This window comes from Modestobacter marinus, from assembly GCF_019799945.1.
Taxonomy (GTDB): Bacteria; Actinomycetota; Actinomycetes; order Mycobacteriales; family Geodermatophilaceae; genus Modestobacter; species Modestobacter marinus_B.
Genome location: NZ_JABGCH010000035.1, coordinates 1 through 16,205 on the forward strand (window position 1 = coordinate 1; position 16,205 = coordinate 16,205).

A 16,205-nucleotide genomic window follows, 5' to 3' on the forward strand; every position below is an offset into this window, starting at 1 on the left:
CCTCACTCGGAGGTCTTCCTCATGTCATCGACCCACGCCGCTCGCCGTCACCAACGTCCGTGTTCAGAACAGCTAGACCAGGACATCGCGCTGTCGGTCGCGGTCAACCTCTCCGCCCGGTCGCTGTCCGAGCCCGACCTGGTCGACCGGGTGCGGCGGGCGCTGCGCCGGCACGGCGTCCCGGGGGAGCTGCTCACCCTGGAGCTCACCGAGGGCAGCGTCATCGAGGAGCGGGTCCGCAACGGCACGGTGCTCGCCGACCTGCACGCGCTGGGGCTGCGGCTGTCGATGGACGACTTCGGCACCGGCTACTCGTCGCTGTCGCTGCTCCGTCAGCTGCCGCTGGACGAGCTCAAGATCGACAAGAGCTTCGTGCTGGGGATGTCCACCAGCCAGAACGAGTCGTTCATCGCCCGGTCGATCGTGGAGCTGGCGCACAACCTCGGCATGCGCGTGGTCGCGGAGGGTGTCGAGGACGAGGTCACCCGCGACCTGCTGACCCACATGGGCTGCGACAAGGTGCAGGGCTTCCTGGTCAGCCGACCGCTGCCGGAGGACCGGCTGGAGGGCTGGCTGCTCGCCCGCACCGGGGTGCGCACCGCCGCGCCGGGCGCCGTCCACCGCCGGCTGTTCGTCCGGACCTGAGGAAGGATCTCCCTGCCCCCCACCACTCGCAGGTTCGCGGCGGGCCCCCTCCAGGGAGGCCGAAGGCGTCAGGTAGAGTCTCGGACAGCTCCTCGGAGCACGCCCCTTTAGCTCAGTCGGCAGAGCGTCTCCATGGTAAGGAGAAGGTCTACGGTTCGATTCCGTAAAGGGGCTCTGACCACCGATCCTGTCGCGAGACCGGGCCGTGGGGTCACCCGGCGGTGTAGCTCAGCCTGGTAGAGCAAGCGGCTCATAATCGCTGTGTCACCGGTTCAAGTCCGGTCACCGCTACCCATGACGGACCCCGGCACCGGGGTCCGTCGTCGTGTCCGGCACCCGTCGGGCACGGTCGACACGACCGTCTCCGGACGGTCGTCCAGAACAAGGCGAGGATGCGCTCATGGCAGCCACTGACGTCCGTCCGAAGATCACCCTGGCGTGCCAGGAGTGCAAGAACCGCAACTACATCACGCGCAAGAACCGGCGGAACGACCCCGACCGGATCGAGCTGAAGAAGTACTGCCCGAAGGACCGCAAGCACACGGTGCACCGCGAGACCCGCTGACCCGCAGCGGACGTCGCAGCACGAGCGAGGGGGCGGGAGCATGGCGCTGGACGCACGACTGGTCGGGCGCAGCTACCCGCCCTCTGCCGTGTACGAGGTCGGGCGGGAGAAGATCGCCGAGTTCGCCACCGCGCTCGGTGACCCCGACCCGGCCTACCGCGACCCGGCCGCGGCCCGCGCGCTCGGTCACCCCGACGTCATCGCGCCGCCGACCTTCCCGATCGTGCTGAGCCTGGGCGCCGGCCACGTCGTCATCGAGGACCCCGACGTCGGGATCGACTACAGCCGGGTGGTGCACGGCGAGCAGCGGTTCACCCACCACCGGCCGGTCCGGGCCGGTGACCGGCTGGTCGCCACCGCGACCATCGACGCGGTGAAGACGGTGGCCGGCAACGACATGCTCACCACCCGGGTCGACCTCACCACCGAGGACGGCGAACCGGTGTGCACCACCCGCTCCATGCTGGTCGCCCGGGGCGCCGCATGAGCCGCTTGAGCGCGGCCGACGTCGCGGTCGGCACCGAGCTGCCCGAGCAGATCACCCGGGTCACCCGCGCCGACCTGGTGCGCTACGCCGGCGCGTCCGGTGACCTCAACGTCATCCACTGGAACGAGCGGGTCGCCCGCGAGGTGGGCCTGCCGGGGGTCATCGCGCACGGCATGCTCACCGCGGGGATCGCCGTCCGAGCGGTCACCGCCTGGGCCGGGGACCCCGGCGCGGTGGTCGACTACCACGTGCGGTTCAGCCGGCCGGTCGTCGTCCCCGACGACGACGCCGGCGCCGAGGTCACCGTCCGCGGGCGAGTCGCCGCCGTCCTGGACGGCGACCAGGTGCGGGTCGACCTGACGGTGACCAGCGGCGGCGAGAAGGTCCTCTCCCTCGCGCGCGCCGTCGTCGCCCTGGCCTGACGGTCCCGACGGACATGCGCCGGGTGCTGGGCCTGGTCCTGGCCGGCCTCCTCACCGCCGGGTGCACCGCGTCCGAGCCGGCGGCGGCACCGGCGCCGGCGAGCTCCTCGCCAGCCGGCCCGGGGGGCTGCCCGGCCGAGCGGGCGGCGCCGGACCCCGACCGCCCCGTCGTCGACCTGCGGTTCTCGCTGGCCGAGGACCGGCGCACGGTGACCGGCACCGAGACCGTCGTCTTCACCCCGGACCTCCCCACCGCCGAGCTGGTCTTCCGGCTCGTGCCCAACGGGCCCGACAGCACCGCCCGGGGCAATCGGCTCGCCGTCGACGCCGTCCGCGGCCCGGACGTGGCGGGGAGCCGCTACGAGGGCGCGCAGGCCGAGGAACCCGGCGGCCTGCACGTCGTCCAGCTCCGGAGCCCGCTCGCGGCAGGGGAGTCGACCGAGGTGGCACTGGACTTCACCCTGCAGCTCGGCGGCGCCGGCTTCGAGCGGCTGGGCGTCGCGGAGGACGTCTCCTGGTGGGGGAGCGGGGCGCCGTTGCTGGCCTGGGAGCCGGGCGTCGGCTGGGCGCGCGACCCGTTCGTCCCGCTGGCCGGGGAGACCGCGGCCAGCCCGGTCGCCGACACCACGGTCACCGTCGAGGCGCCGGCGGACCTCACCGTGCTGATGACCGGGGCGCAGGACGAGCCCACCCGGCCGCGCGAGGGCCGGCGCACCTGGACGGCGCACGAGCCGGTGGCCCGGGACGTCAGTGTCGCGGTGGGGGAGTTCGTCACCGCGGAGCTGGACGTGGCCGGCGTCCGGGTGACCACCGGCGTGCTGCCCCGGTCCGGGCGGGACCCGGCGCGGCTGGCCCGGGAGGCGGGCGAGGCGATCGAGCGGCTCGCCGACCGCTTCGGCCCCTTCCCCTACGCGTCGCTGACCATCCCGTGGCTGCCCGAGGCCGGCGGCGGGATCGAGTACCCGTCGTCGATCCTGCTCGCCACCGGGTCCGGGCAGGTGCTGGTGCACGAGGTGGCGCACATGTGGTTCTACGGGATGGTCGGGGACTCGCAGTTCCGTGATCCCTGGCTGGACGAGGCGTTCGCCAGCTACGCCGAGTCCGTCATCGCCGAGCGGCCCGCCCCGCAGGTGACCCGGGCGCTCGCGGCCGAGGGGGACGTCGGCGGGTCGATGGCGGAGTTCCCCGACGACCGCCGGTACGTGACCGCGGTCTACGCCAAGGGCGCGGCGATGCTGCTGACCGCCCGGGAGCGGGCCGGGGCCGCCGCGTTCGACGCCGCGCTGCGCTGCTACGCCGACGCGCAGGCGTGGGCCATCGCCACGCCCGCGGACGTCGGCGCGGCACTGGCCGACCTGCCGGCCGCACTCACGGTGCTCCAGGAGGCGGGTGCGCTGGACCCGGAGGACCTGCCCCGCTGAGGGACGGCGCGCCCCGGCGGGCGGGGGTGTGCCAGCCGTGTTGGCCGCCGCTCGCACGGGTCCCGTACACTCGTCGTCCTGGGGCCGTGCGACCCCGCCACCGGCGTGCCCCGGGGCTCCTCTCGGAGCCGAGCGTGGGAACAGGGATGCGCCGCGGTGCGGTCCGGTCGGTCCCAGACGGTGGTCCCCGTTCGACGGGGCGCCATAGGGGTGTAGCTCAATTGGCAGAGCAGCGGTCTCCAAAACCGCAGGCTGCAGGTTCAAGTCCTGTCACCCCTGCCACCACCGACGACCTGGACCCGACCGAGAAGAGCGAGGCGCTGTGAGCGAGAAGGACCGCGAGCCGTCCGGCGAGCGGCTCGACGCCGAGACGCCGGGTGTCGACGACGCCGCCGAGCTCGAGGCGGCCGAGGCCGAGGTCGCCGAGGACGCCGCGGCGGACGAGGACAAGGTCGTCGCCACCCCGACCCGGCGTCGCTCCCGGGCCGCCGACCGTCCCGCGGGCCGGCCGGTGGAGTCCCGCACCGGCGAGGGCACCCGGTCCCGGGCCGCCGCCGAGCGGGCACGGGCCGCGGAGCTGCGGGAGAGGCGGAGCATCGGGCGGTTCCTCCGGGAGGTCGTCGCCGAGCTGCGCAAGGTCATCTGGCCGGGCCGCAAGGAGCTGATCACCTACACCACCGTGGTGATCATCTTTGTCGCCGTCATGGTCGCCCTCGTCGCCGGCCTCGACCTGGCCTTCGCCCAAGGCGTCCTCGCCGTCTTCGGCTGACCCGCCCGCGCCTGCACCGCCACCATGGAGGAATGACGAACGTGACCGACCCCCGCGAGCCCTTCGAGACCGACAGCGCGATCGAGGGCATCGACCTCGACGACGCCCGGTCCGACGTGCGCGGCAGCGTCGACCTCGAGACCGGCGCCGACGAGCTCGGCTCCGCCGAGGGCTCGTCCGACACGACCGACCAGGACACCGCCACCGGCGTCGCCGACGTGACCCCCATGGTCGAGTCCGGCGGCCGGGACAGCCTGGTCGGCGACCCCCTGGCCGCTCCCGCCCCCGACCACGACCCGCTGGTCACCGAGACGCTCGAGGCCGCGGCCGAGGCGGACGAGGACCCGCGCGAGGCGCTGCGCACCACGCTGCGCCAGCAGTTCGGCGACTGGTACGTCATCCACTCCTACGCGGGCTACGAGAACAAGGTGAAGACCAACCTCGAGTCCCGCATCCAGTCGCTGGACATGGAGGACTACATCTTCCAGATCGAGGTGCCCACCGAGGAGGTCACCGAGATCAAGAACGGCAAGCGGACACTGGTCAACCGCAAGAAGCTGCCCGGGTACCTGCTCGTCCGGATGGACCTCAACGACGAGTCGTGGGGCGCCGTCCGCAACACCCCCGGCGTCACCGGGTTCGTCGGCGCCACCTCGCGGCCGTCCCCGCTGAGCATCGACGAGGTCGTCAACCTGCTGGTCCCCGCGACCCCGGCCAAGCCGGCCGCGGTCGCCTCCGAGGCGGCCTCCCCGACCGCCGGACCGGCGCCGGTCGTCGACTTCGAGATCGGCGAGTCGGTCACCGTCATGGACGGGCCCTTCGCCACCCTGCCGGCCACGATCAACCAGATCAACGCCGAGCAGCAGAAGCTGCAGGTGCTCGTGTCCATCTTCGGTCGCGAGACGCCGGTCGAGCTGTCGTTCACCCAGGTCGCCAAGCTGTAGTCGAAGGACCCCCTCGCCCCCCACCCTTCGCACGCTGAGAGTGGGGCCTGCGAGAGGGCCGTCCCACCACGTCACCATCGTCAGAAGAAGGAAGTCATGCCCCCCAGGAAGCGGTTGACCGCGGTCATCAAGCTCCAGATCAACGCCGGTGCGGCCACCCCCGCGCCGCCCGTGGGCCCCGCCCTCGGCCAGCACGGCGTGAACATCATGGAGTTCTGCAAGGCGTACAACGCGGCGACCGAGTCGCAGCGCGGCAACGTCATCCCCGTCGAGATCTCGGTCTACGAGGACCGCTCGTTCACCTTCGTCACCAAGACGCCGCCGGCAGCCCGCATGCTGCTCAAGGCCGCCGGGGTGGAGAAGGGCTCGGGCGAGCCGCACAAGACCAAGGTCGCCACGGTCACCCGTGACCAGGTCCGCGAGATCGCGCAGACCAAGATGGCCGACCTGAACGCCAACGACCTCGAGCAGGCCGAGAAGATCATCGCCGGCACCGCCCGGTCGATGGGCATCACCGTGAAGTAGCAGAAGGACCCCGGTGCCCCCAGCCCTCGCTCCGCTCGGGCCGGGTCCCTGCACCGGGGCCGTTCCATCCAGTCTTGAGTGGGAGGGCCTCGCCAGGCCCGTTCACCACACGACCCCCGTCCCGGGGGGAAGGAGCACCACCATGGCGAAGCACGGCAAGAAGTACCGCGAGGCGGCCGCGCAGGTCGACCACGAGAGGCTGTACAGCCCGCTGCAGGCGGCCGGCCTGGCCAAGCGGACCTCCACCACCAGCTACGACGCCACCGTCGAGGTCGCGATCCGGCTGGGCGTCGACCCGCGCAAGGCCGACCAGATGGTCCGCGGCACGGTCAACCTGCCGCACGGCACCGGCAAGACCGCCCGCGTCATCGTGTTCGCGACCGGGGACAAGGCCGCCGAGGCCGAGGCCGCCGGCGCGGACGTCGTCGGCGCGGAGGACCTGATCGAGCGGATCCAGGGCGGCTTCCTGGACTTCGACGCCGCGATCGCGACCCCCGACCAGATGGCCAAGGTCGGCCGGATCGCCCGCATCCTCGGTCCCCGTGGCCTGATGCCGAACCCGAAGACCGGCACGGTGACCCCCGACGTCACCAAGGCCATCACCGACATCAAGGGCGGGAAGATCAACTTCCGCGTCGACAAGCAGGCCAACCTGCACCTGGTGATCGGCAAGACCTCCTTCGAGGAGACCAAGCTGGTGGAGAACTACGCCGCCGCCCTGGACGAGGTGCTCCGCGCCAAGCCGTCCGCGGCCAAGGGCCGGTACGTCAAGAAGGTCACCGTCTCCACCACCATGGGCCCGGGCATCCCGGTCGACCCGAACCGCACCCGCAACCTGACGGTGGACGAGCCCACCTCCTGATCGAGGACCCGCTCCTCGCCCGACGGCGTCGCCCCTCGCGGGGCGGCGCCGTTCGTCGTCTCCAGGATGTGTCCAGGCCGACGGCGGGTGCCGCTGAGCGGCGTGTACTCTTGCTGCTGTTCCCCCCAAGACCGCTGGTCGTCGCACGCCCGCGTGCGATCGAAGGTCCGGACCCCCGGACGGCCCGCGCAGGAGGACGGTTCGACGAACGTGTCGTCGGCCCCGGGTCCCGGCCCGCCGGCTGCGGCCTTCCTCGCCCCGTGCGCCCTGCGCCGGGGCGTTCCGTGTGTCTGGGCCCCCGACCGCCCGCGTGCGCGCACCGGCCGGTGGTCGCCCGACCGACGAGAGGAGGCCCAGCCCATGCCCACGCAGGCCAAGGCCGCGGTGATCGAGGAGATCACCGAGCGGTTCAACGAGTCCAGCGCGGCCGTGCTCACCGAGTACCGCGGGCTGACCGTGGCGCAGCTGACCCAGCTGCGCCGTTCCCTCGGTGCGGGCAGCAGCTACGCCGTCGTCAAGAACACCCTGACGAAGCGGGCGGCGGACTCGGTCGGCTTCTCCGACCTGGCTCCGCTGCTGAACGGCCCCACCGCGATCGCCTTCATCCAGGGCGACCCGGTCGAGGCCGCGAAGGCCATCCGTGACTTCGCGCGCGCCCACCCGATGCTCGTCGTCAAGGGCGGCGTGGTCGAGGGCCGCACGGTCGACGCCGCTGAGGTCACCCGCCTCGCCGACGTCGAGTCGCGCGAGGTCCTGCTGTCTAAGCTGGCCGGCGCGCTGAAGGGCACCACGACCAAGGCCGCCGGGCTGTTCCAGGCCCCGCTGTCCCAGGTCGCCCGCCTGGCCGCCGCGCTGCAGGAGAAGAAGTCCGCCGACGCTCCCGCCGCCGACGCTGCTGCTGACACCACCCCCGAGACGACCGACGCTGCCGCGGACACCGCGGTCAGCGCCGACTGACCCCCCAAGGAGAGATCATGGCCAAGCTGTCCAACGACGAGCTGCTCGACGCCTTCAAGGAGATGACGCTCCTCGAGCTGTCCGACTTCGTGAAGCTGTTCGAGGACACCTTCGACGTCACCGCCGCTGCGCCGGTCGCCGTCGCCGCTGCTGGCCCCGCCGCTGGTGGCGCCGCTGCCGAGGCTCCCGCCGAGCAGGACGAGTTCGACGTCGTCCTCGAGGCCGCCGGCGACAAGAAGATCCAGGTCATCAAGGAGGTGCGCAGCCTGACCTCGCTCGGCCTCAAGGAGGCCAAGGACCTGGTCGACAACGCGCCGAAGCCGGTCCTGGAGAAGGTCGCCAAGGACGCTGCGGAGAAGGCCAAGGCCGCCCTCGAGGGCGCCGGCGCCACCGTCACCGTCAAGTAAGGACCCGGCGCCCCAGCCCCCGCTCCGCTCGGGCCGGGTCCCCCTACGCCGGGGCCGTTCCATCGCGTCACCACAGGGGCCGTCCTCCTCCGGGAGGGCGGCCCCTGTCGCGTCCGCCGCACCCGAGCGGTGGTCGGCCGGCGTGCCCGCACGTGATCTAGGACACCAGCGGCGCCCGTCGTCCCGGGCGCCCAGCGGCACCGCCCGGTTCCGGAGGCGTCGGCGTGGCAGCCCTCCTCCGGGCTCCGGACTGGCATCATCGAGCCGCGACCGCACCTGGTTCGCCCGCCCCCGTGGCCCGGACCCCCTCCGCGGGGCGCCCGGGCCCCTGGGTGGGAGAGCGCCGGACACCTCTCGTGGGTGGCTCCTCGGGGTCGGCCTCCCTCCGGGGGGCCCCGACCCGACGTGGACACCGGCGTGGATCAGGGGTAGGGTCTCCTGTTGCGCTGCCCTCTGACTGCCTGCCCCGCCGAGCCGGGTCACCAAGGGTGCCCGGGACCAGGAGTGAGACCCCCGGGTGACCCCGTGGAGACCTCCGGTGGGCGCCCCGGCCGTCGCGGACAGCCTCGCCGATACCGACGACGACCCAGGACGAACTGCACCCACCGCCCGCACGTCGTGAGGTCCTTGGAAGGACGCATCTTGGCAGGCTCTCGCCCCACCAGCATCACCCCCGGCACCACCGAGTCCGGCACCACCCAGACCACTCCGCAGGAGCCGCAGCCGGGCACCCGCACCGCGGAGACCGACCTGCAGAAGATCCCCGGCGCCCCGCTCCGCGTCTCGTTCGCCAAGATCCACGAGCCCCTCGAGGTGCCGGATCTGCTGGCCCTGCAGACCGCCTCCTTCGACTGGCTGGTCGGCAGCCCCGCCTGGAAGGCCACCCTCCCGGCCGACGAGCAGGCCGGCGCCATCGGCGGCCTCGCGGAGATCCTCGAGGAGATCTCCCCGATCGAGGACTTCAGCGGCTCGATGTCGCTGTCCTTCTCCAACCCGCGCTTCGAGGACGTCAAGGCGTCCCTCGAGGAGTGCAAGGACAAGGACATGACCTACGCGGCCCCGCTGTTCGTCACCGCCGAGTTCATGAACAACACCACCGGCGAGATCAAGAGCCAGACGGTGTTCATGGGCGACTTCCCGATCATGACGCGCAAGGGCACGTTCGTCATCAACGGGACCGAGCGCGTCGTCGTCTCGCAGCTGGTCCGCAGCCCGGGCGTCTACTTCGACAAGACCCTGGACAAGACGTCGGACAAGGACGTCTTCAGCGCCAAGGTGATCCCCAGCCGTGGTGCGTGGCTGGAGTTCGACGTCGACAAGCGCGACACCGTCGGCGTCCGGATCGACCGCAAGCGCCGTCAGCCGGTCAGCGTCCTGCTCAAGGCGCTCGGCTGGACCGAGGAGCGCATCCGCGAGCACTTCCAGTGGTCGCCCACGATGCTGGCCACCCTGGAGAAGGACCACATCGCCGGGCAGGACGAGGCGCTGCTGGACATCTACCGGAAGCTGCGGCCGGGCGAGCCGCCGACGCGCGAGTCGGCGCAGGCGCTGCTGGAGAACCTGTTCTTCAACCCGAAGCGCTACGACCTGGCCAAGGTCGGCCGGTACAAGGTCAACAAGAAGCTGGGCGTCGACCTGCCCACCCCGACGACCACGCTCACCGAGGACGACATCGTCGCCACCATCGAGTACGTGGTGCGCCTGCACGCGGGCGAGCCCGACCACGGCGTCGACGACATCGACCACTTCGGCAACCGCCGGCTGCGCACCGTCGGTGAGCTGATCCAGAACCAGATCCGGGTCGGCCTCTCCCGCATGGAGCGCGTGGTCCGCGAGCGGATGACGACGCAGGACGTCGAGGCGATCACGCCGCAGACCCTGATCAACATCCGGCCGGTCGTCGCCTCCATCAAGGAGTTCTTCGGCACGAGCCAGCTGTCCCAGTTCATGGACCAGACCAACCCCCTCGCGGGCCTGACCCACAAGCGCCGCCTGTCGGCGCTGGGCCCCGGCGGTCTGTCCCGTGAGCGGGCCGGCATGGAGGTCCGCGACGTGCACCCGAGCCACTACGGCCGGATGTGCCCGATCGAGACCCCCGAGGGTCCGAACATCGGTCTGATCGGCTCGCTGTCCTCCTACGGCCGGGTCAACCCGTTCGGCTTCATCGAGACGCCGTACCGCAAGGTCGAGAACGGTGTCGTCTCCGACCAGATCGACTACCTGACCGCCGACGAGGAGGACCGCTTCGTCGTCGCCCAGGCGAACTCGCCGCTGGACGCGCAGGGCCGGTTCGCCGAGGACCGCGTGCTGGTCCGCACCAAGGGCGGTGAGGTCGACTACCTCGTTCCGGAGAACGTCGACTACATGGACGTCTCGCCGCGGCAGATGACCTCGGTCGCGACGGCGATGATCCCGTTCCTCGAGCACGACGACGCCAACCGCGCGCTCATGGGCGCCAACATGCAGCGTCAGGCGGTGCCGCTGCTGCGCAGCGAGGCCCCGCTGGTCGGCACCGGCATGGAGCTGCGTGCCGCCGTGGACGCCGGCGACGTCGTGGTGGCCGAGAAGGCCGGTCTGGTCGAGGACTCCACCGCCGACTACGTCACCGTCATGGCCGACGACGGCACCCGGCAGACCTACCGGCTGCTGAAGTTCCGCCGCTCGAACCAGGGCACCTCGATCAACCAGACCCCGGTCGTCGAGGAGGGCCAGCGGGTCGAGGCCGGTCAGGTCATCGCCGACGGGCCGTGCACCGACCAGGGCGAGATGGCGCTGGGCAAGAACCTGCTTGTCGCCTTCATGCCGTGGGAGGGCCACAACTACGAGGACGCGATCATCCTGTCGCAGCGCCTCGTGCAGGACGACGTCCTGTCCTCGATCCACATCGAGGAGTTCGAGGTCGACGCCCGCGACACCAAGCTCGGTGCCGAGGAGATCACCCGGGACATCCCGAACGTCTCCGAGGAGGTCCTCGCCGACCTCGACGAGCGCGGCATCATCCGCATCGGTGCCGAGGTCGTCCCCGGCGACATCCTGGTCGGCAAGGTCACGCCCAAGGGCGAGACCGAGCTGACCCCCGAGGAGCGCCTGCTGCGCGCGATCTTCGGTGAGAAGGCCCGCGAGGTGCGCGACACCAGCCTCAAGGTCAAGCACGGTGAGTCCGGCAAGGTCATCGGCGTCCGCGTGTTCTCGCGGGAGGACGGCGACGAGCTGCCCGCCGGCGTCAACGAGCTCATCCGGGTCTACGTGGCCCAGATGCGCAAGATCAGCGACGGCGACAAGCTGGCCGGCCGCCACGGGAACAAGGGCGTCATCTCCAAGATCCTCCCGGTCGAGGACATGCCCTTCCTGGAGGACGGCACGCCGGTCGACATCGTGCTCAACCCGCTGGGCGTGCCCGGCCGGATGAACATCGGCCAGGTGCTGGAGACCCACCTCGGGTGGATCGCCAAGCAGGGCTGGGAGGTCGAGGGGACGCCGGACTGGGCGGCCAAGCTGCCTCCCGCGGCGCGTTCGGCGGCCCCGGGCACCCGCACCGCGACCCCGGTGTTCGACGGCGCCAAGGAGGAGGAGCTCATCGGGCTGCTCGGCTCGACCGTCCCGAACCGGGACGGCGACCGGATGGTCCAGGAGACCGGCAAGGCGCGGCTGTTCGACGGCCGCTCCGGCGAGCCGTTCCCCGAGCCCATCTCGGTCGGCTACGTCTACATCCTGAAGCTGCTGCACCTGGTCGACGACAAGATCCACGCCCGGTCGACCGGCCCGTACTCGATGATCACGCAGCAGCCGCTGGGTGGTAAGGCGCAGTTCGGTGGCCAGCGCTTCGGTGAGATGGAGTGCTGGGCGATGCAGGCCTACGGCGCGGCCTACGCGCTGCAGGAACTGCTGACCATCAAGTCCGACGACATCCTCGGCCGCGTCAAGGTGTACGAGGCCATCGTCAAGGGCGAGAACATCCCCGAGCCGGGCATCCCCGAGTCGTTCAAGGTGTTGCTCAAGGAGCTGCAGTCGCTCTGCCTGAACGTGGAGGTCCTCTCCGGCGACGGTCAGGCGATCGAGTTGCGCGACACCGACGACGAGGTCTTCCGGGCCGCGGAGGAGCTGGGCATCGACCTGTCCCGCCGCGAGCCGTCGTCCGTCGAGGACGTGTGATCGGCAGCCGGCCGGCCCTGATCAGTCAGGGCCGGCCGGCGGCCCCCCTTCATCAATGAAGAAGAACTAGCCCCGGGAAAGGGGTCCCCCTAGTGCTCGACGTCAACTTCTTCGACGAGCTCCGCATCGGCCTTGCCAGCGGCGACGACATCCGTCAGTGGTCGCACGGTGAGGTGAAGAAGCCCGAGACCATCAACTACCGCACTCTCCGTCCGGAGAAGGACGGTCTGTTCTGCGAGAAGATCTTCGGTCCCACCCGGGACTGGGAGTGCTACTGCGGCAAGTACAAGCGCGTCCGCTTCAAGGGCATCATCTGTGAGCGCTGCGGCGTCGAGGTGACCCGCGCCAAGGTGCGTCGCGAGCGGATGGGCCACATCGAGCTGGCCGCGCCGGTCACGCACATCTGGTTCTTCAAGGGCGTCCCCTCGCGCCTGGGCTACCTGCTCGACCTGGCGCCCAAGGACCTCGAGAAGATCATCTACTTCGCCGCCTACCTGATCACCTCGGTCGACGACGAGACCCGCCACCGCGACCTCCCGACCATCGAGGCGGAGATCAGCGCGGAGAAGCACAACCTGGAGACCCGTCGCGACGCCGACGTCGAGGCCCGCCAGCAGAAGCTGGAGGCCGACCTGGCCGAGCTCGAGGCCGAGGGTGCCAAGTCCGACGTGCGCCGCAAGGTGCGCGAGGGCGGTGAGCGCGAGATGCGCCAGCTGCGTGACCGCGCCCAGCGGGAGATCGACCGCCTCGAGGAGGTGCTCGACACCTTCCGCAAGCTGGAGGTCAAGCAGCTCATCGCCGACGAGGGGCTGTACCGCGAGCTGCGGGACCGCTTCGGCGAGTACTTCGAGGGCGGCATGGGTGCCGCGGCGCTGCAGAAGCTGCTCGCCGACTTCGACCTGGACGCCGAGGCGGTCTCGCTGCGCGAGACCATCCGCAGCGGCAAGGGCCAGCGGAAGCTGCGGGCGCTCAAGCGGCTGAAGGTCGTCGCGGCCTTCCAGCAGACCCAGAACTCGCCCATGGGCATGGTGCTGGACTGCGTGCCGGTCATCCCGCCGGACCTGCGCCCGATGGTGCAGCTCGACGGTGGCCGCTTCGCGACCAGCGACATGAACGACCTGTACCGGCGCGTGATCAACCGGAACAACCGGCTCAAGCGACTGCTCGACCTGGGCGCTCCGGAGATCATCGTCAACAACGAGAAGCGGATGCTCCAGGAGTCCGTGGACGCGCTGTTCGACAACGGCCGTCGCGGCCGGCCGGTCACCGGCCCGGGCAACCGCCCGCTGAAGTCGCTGTCCGACCTGCTCAAGGGCAAGCAGGGCCGGTTCCGCCAGAACCTGCTCGGCAAGCGCGTCGACTACTCCGGCCGTTCGGTCATCGTCGTCGGCCCGCAGCTGAAGCTGCACCAGTGCGGCCTGCCCAAGCAGATGGCGCTGGAGCTGTTCAAGCCCTTCGTCATGAAGCGGCTGGTCGACCTCAACCACGCGCAGAACATCAAGTCCGCCAAGCGGATGGTGGAGCGCGCGCGGCCGGTCGTGTGGGACGTGCTCGAGGAGGTCATCACCGAGCACCCGGTGCTGCTGAACCGTGCGCCCACCCTGCACCGTCTGGGCATCCAGGCCTTCGAGCCGCAGCTGGTCGAGGGCAAGGCCATCCAGATCCACCCGCTGGTCTGCACCGCCTTCAACGCGGACTTCGACGGTGACCAGATGGCGGTGCACCTGCCGCTGTCGGCCGAGGCGCAGGCCGAGGCCCGGATCCTGATGCTGTCCAGCAACAACATCCTGAGCCCGGCCGACGGTCGTCCGATCACCGCGCCGACCCAGGACATGGTGCTCGGCCTGTACCACCTGACCACGCTGAGCGGGTCGGTGGAGGTGGCCGAGGGCGAGCGGCCGAAGGCCTTCGGCTCGACGTCCGAGGCGATCATGGCCTTCGACATGGGCGCGCTGGGCCTGCAGGAGCGGGTGCTCATCCGCCTCGACGAGGTGTTCGGCGTCGACAGCGGCCCGAACGAGCCGTGGGAGGCCCCCGAGGGCTGGGAGCCCGGCCAGCCGGCCGTCGTCTCCACCAGCCTGGGCCGGGTGCTGTTCAACGAGGCGCTGCCCGAGGACTACCGCTTCGTCAACTACCAGGTGCCGAAGAAGGCGCTGGGCGCGATCGTCAACGACCTCGCCGAGCGCTACCCGAAGGTCCAGGTGGCCGCGACGCTGGACGCCCTCAAGTCGGCCGGCTTCCGCTGGGCGACCCGCTCGGGCGTGACGATCGCGATCGACGACGTCGTCACCCCGCCGGTCAAGCAGTCGATCTTGGACCGGCACGAGGACGAGGCCCGCAAGATCGAGCGTCAGTACGAGCGCGGTGTCATCACCGACGCCGAGCGCCGGTCCGAGCTCATCGAGATCTGGACCCGTGCCCGGGCCGAGGTCAGCCAGGCGATGGTCGACAACTTCCCGACCACCAACCCGGTCTGGGTCATGGTCAACTCGGGCGCCCGAGGCAACATGATGCAGATCAGCCAGATCGCCGGCATGCGTGGTCTGGTGGCCAACCCGAAGGGCGAGATCATCCCGCGGCCGATCAAGGCCAACTTCCGGGAGGGCCTGTCGGTGCTGGAGTACTTCATCTCCACGCACGGCGCCCGCAAGGGGCTCGCGGACACCGCGCTGCGGACCGCGGACTCCGGGTACCTCACCCGCCGGCTGGTCGACGTCTCGCAGGACGTCATCATCCGCGAGGAGGACTGCGGCACCGAGCGCGGCGTGATCATGCCGATCGGCACGGTGCACGAGGGCGTCGTCACCCGTGACGCGCACGTCGAGACCAGCGTGTACGCACGTTCGCTGGCCACCGACGTGGTCGCCGCGGACGGCACGCTGATCGCGCAGGCCGGGTCCGACCTGGGTGACGTGCTGATCGGCCAGCTGGTCGACGCCGGTGTCTCCGAGGTCAAGGTCCGCTGCGTGCTCACCTGTGAGTCGCTGCTGGGCACCTGCGCCACCTGCTACGGCCGGTCGCTGGCGACCGGCAAGCTGGTGGACGTCGGCGAGGCGGTCGGCATCATCGCCGCCCAGTCGATCGGTGAGCCCGGCACCCAGCTGACGATGCGCACCTTCCACACCGGCGGTGTCGCGGGTGAGGACATCACCCACGGTCTGCCGCGTGTGGTCGAGCTCTTCGAGGCCCGCGTCCCCAAGGGCAAGGCCCCGATCGCCGAGCTGGCCGGCTCGGTCCGGATCGAGGACGGCGAGCAGTTCCGCAAGCTCACCATCACCCCGGACGACGGCTCCGACGAGGTCGTCTACGACAAGCTGTCGCGTCGCTCGCGGCTGCGGGTCGAGGACGGCGGCCACGTCGAGGTCGGCGAGCAGCTGACCGAGGGTGCGGTGGACCCGCACGAGGTGCTTCGGATCATGGGCCCGCGCGAGGTGCAGCTGCACCTGGTCCGCGAGGTCCAGGAGGTCTACCGCAGCCAGGGCGTGTCGATCCACGACAAGCACATCGAGGTGATCATCCGCCAGATGCTGAAGCGGGTGACCATCATCGACTCGGGCGCGACGGAGTTCCTGCCCGGTGCGCTGGTCGAGCGGACGCTGTTCGAGACCGAGAACCGTCGGGTCGTCGCCGAGGGCGGCGAGCCCGCCTCGGCTCGCCCGGTGCTGATGGGGATCACCAAGGCGTCGCTCGCCACGGAGTCCTGGCTGTCGGCCGCCTCCTTCCAGGAGACGACCAAGGTCCTCACCGACGCCGCGATCCAGGGCAAGAGCGACAGCCTGCTCGGCCTCAAGGAGAACGTGATCATCGGGAAGCTGATCCCGGCCGGCACCGGCATCAGCCGCTACCGGAACATCACGGTCGAGCCGACCGAGGAGGCGCGCGCCGCCGTCTACACCATGGCCGGCTACGACGACGGGCAGTACTACAGCCCGGACGTCTTCGGTCAGGGCTCGGGCGAGGCCGTCCGCCTCGAGGAGTACGACTGGCGCTGATGCGCTGAGTGACGGAGCGGCCCCGCACACCACCGGTGTGCGGGGCCGCTCTGCGTC

13 protein-coding genes and 3 tRNA genes are annotated in these 16,205 nt (G+C 70.9%); all 16 read left to right on the forward strand.

The window, feature by feature from the left end:
• Positions 1-21: 21 nt before the first annotated feature.
• The 16 genes from HK417_RS21120 to HK417_RS21195 all read left to right on the forward strand — a co-directional run bounded on the left by HK417_RS21120 (position 22) and on the right by HK417_RS21195 (position 16,148).
• Positions 22-645, forward strand: a complete 624-nt coding sequence (locus HK417_RS21120) for an EAL domain-containing protein (RefSeq protein ID WP_261327520.1) — start codon at positions 22-24, stop codon at positions 643-645.
• Positions 646-746: 101 nt separating this feature from the next.
• A tRNA-Thr gene (locus HK417_RS21125) sits at positions 747-819 on the forward strand.
• Between the two features lie 43 nt (positions 820-862).
• Positions 863-936, forward strand: a tRNA-Met gene (locus HK417_RS21130).
• Positions 937-1,045: 109 nt separating this feature from the next.
• Complete coding sequence (rpmG, locus tag HK417_RS21135; protein WP_222271228.1) at positions 1,046-1,210, forward strand: 50S ribosomal protein L33; 165 nt, start codon at positions 1,046-1,048, stop codon at positions 1,208-1,210.
• A 40-nt stretch (positions 1,211-1,250) separates the two neighbouring features.
• A complete protein-coding gene (locus HK417_RS21140) occupies positions 1,251-1,697 on the forward strand; it encodes a MaoC family dehydratase N-terminal domain-containing protein (protein WP_222271232.1) in 447 nt (148 codons plus the stop codon).
• Positions 1,694-2,119, forward strand: a complete 426-nt coding sequence (locus tag HK417_RS21145; protein WP_222271234.1) for a MaoC/PaaZ C-terminal domain-containing protein — start codon at positions 1,694-1,696, stop codon at positions 2,117-2,119. Before HK417_RS21140 ends, HK417_RS21145 begins: the two co-directional genes overlap by 4 nt.
• Positions 2,120-2,133: 14 nt before the next feature.
• Positions 2,134-3,540 carry a M1 family aminopeptidase gene (locus tag HK417_RS21150; RefSeq protein WP_222271244.1) on the forward strand — a complete coding sequence of 469 codons (1,407 nt, stop codon included), beginning with the start codon at positions 2,134-2,136 and terminating at the stop codon, positions 3,538-3,540.
• Between the two features lie 206 nt (positions 3,541-3,746).
• Positions 3,747-3,822 (forward strand) — tRNA-Trp (locus tag HK417_RS21155).
• A gap of 40 nt (positions 3,823-3,862) precedes the next feature.
• The gene (gene secE, locus HK417_RS26625) at positions 3,863-4,309 is read left to right on the forward strand and encodes a preprotein translocase subunit SecE (protein WP_222271246.1); all 447 of its coding nucleotides are present in this window, start codon (positions 3,863-3,865) and stop codon (positions 4,307-4,309) included.
• A 32-nt stretch (positions 4,310-4,341) separates the two neighbouring features.
• Positions 4,342-5,253, forward strand: coding sequence for a transcription termination/antitermination protein NusG (gene nusG, locus HK417_RS21165; RefSeq protein WP_261327521.1), 912 nt, complete (start codon positions 4,342-4,344; stop codon positions 5,251-5,253).
• A 96-nt stretch (positions 5,254-5,349) separates the two neighbouring features.
• Positions 5,350-5,778 (forward strand): 50S ribosomal protein L11, encoded by a 429-nt coding sequence (gene rplK / locus HK417_RS21170; protein WP_222271248.1) that lies wholly within the window; start codon positions 5,350-5,352, stop codon positions 5,776-5,778.
• Positions 5,779-5,920: 142 nt separating this feature from the next.
• Positions 5,921-6,640, forward strand: a complete 720-nt coding sequence (rplA, locus tag HK417_RS21175; protein ID WP_222271259.1) for a 50S ribosomal protein L1 — start codon at positions 5,921-5,923, stop codon at positions 6,638-6,640.
• Positions 6,641-7,000: 360 nt separating this feature from the next.
• Positions 7,001-7,597, forward strand: coding sequence for a 50S ribosomal protein L10 (rplJ, locus tag HK417_RS21180; RefSeq protein ID WP_222271261.1), 597 nt, complete (start codon positions 7,001-7,003; stop codon positions 7,595-7,597).
• Positions 7,598-7,614: 17 nt separating this feature from the next.
• The gene (gene rplL / locus HK417_RS21185; protein ID WP_222271263.1) at positions 7,615-8,004 is read left to right on the forward strand and encodes a 50S ribosomal protein L7/L12; all 390 of its coding nucleotides are present in this window, start codon (positions 7,615-7,617) and stop codon (positions 8,002-8,004) included.
• Between the two features lie 642 nt (positions 8,005-8,646).
• Positions 8,647-12,156, forward strand: coding sequence for a DNA-directed RNA polymerase subunit beta (gene rpoB / locus HK417_RS21190; protein WP_222271266.1), 3,510 nt, complete (start codon positions 8,647-8,649; stop codon positions 12,154-12,156).
• 92 nt (positions 12,157-12,248) lie between these two features.
• Positions 12,249-16,148 (forward strand): DNA-directed RNA polymerase subunit beta', encoded by a 3,900-nt coding sequence (locus HK417_RS21195; RefSeq protein WP_222271276.1) that lies wholly within the window; start codon positions 12,249-12,251, stop codon positions 16,146-16,148.
• Positions 16,149-16,205 lie beyond the last annotated feature (57 nt).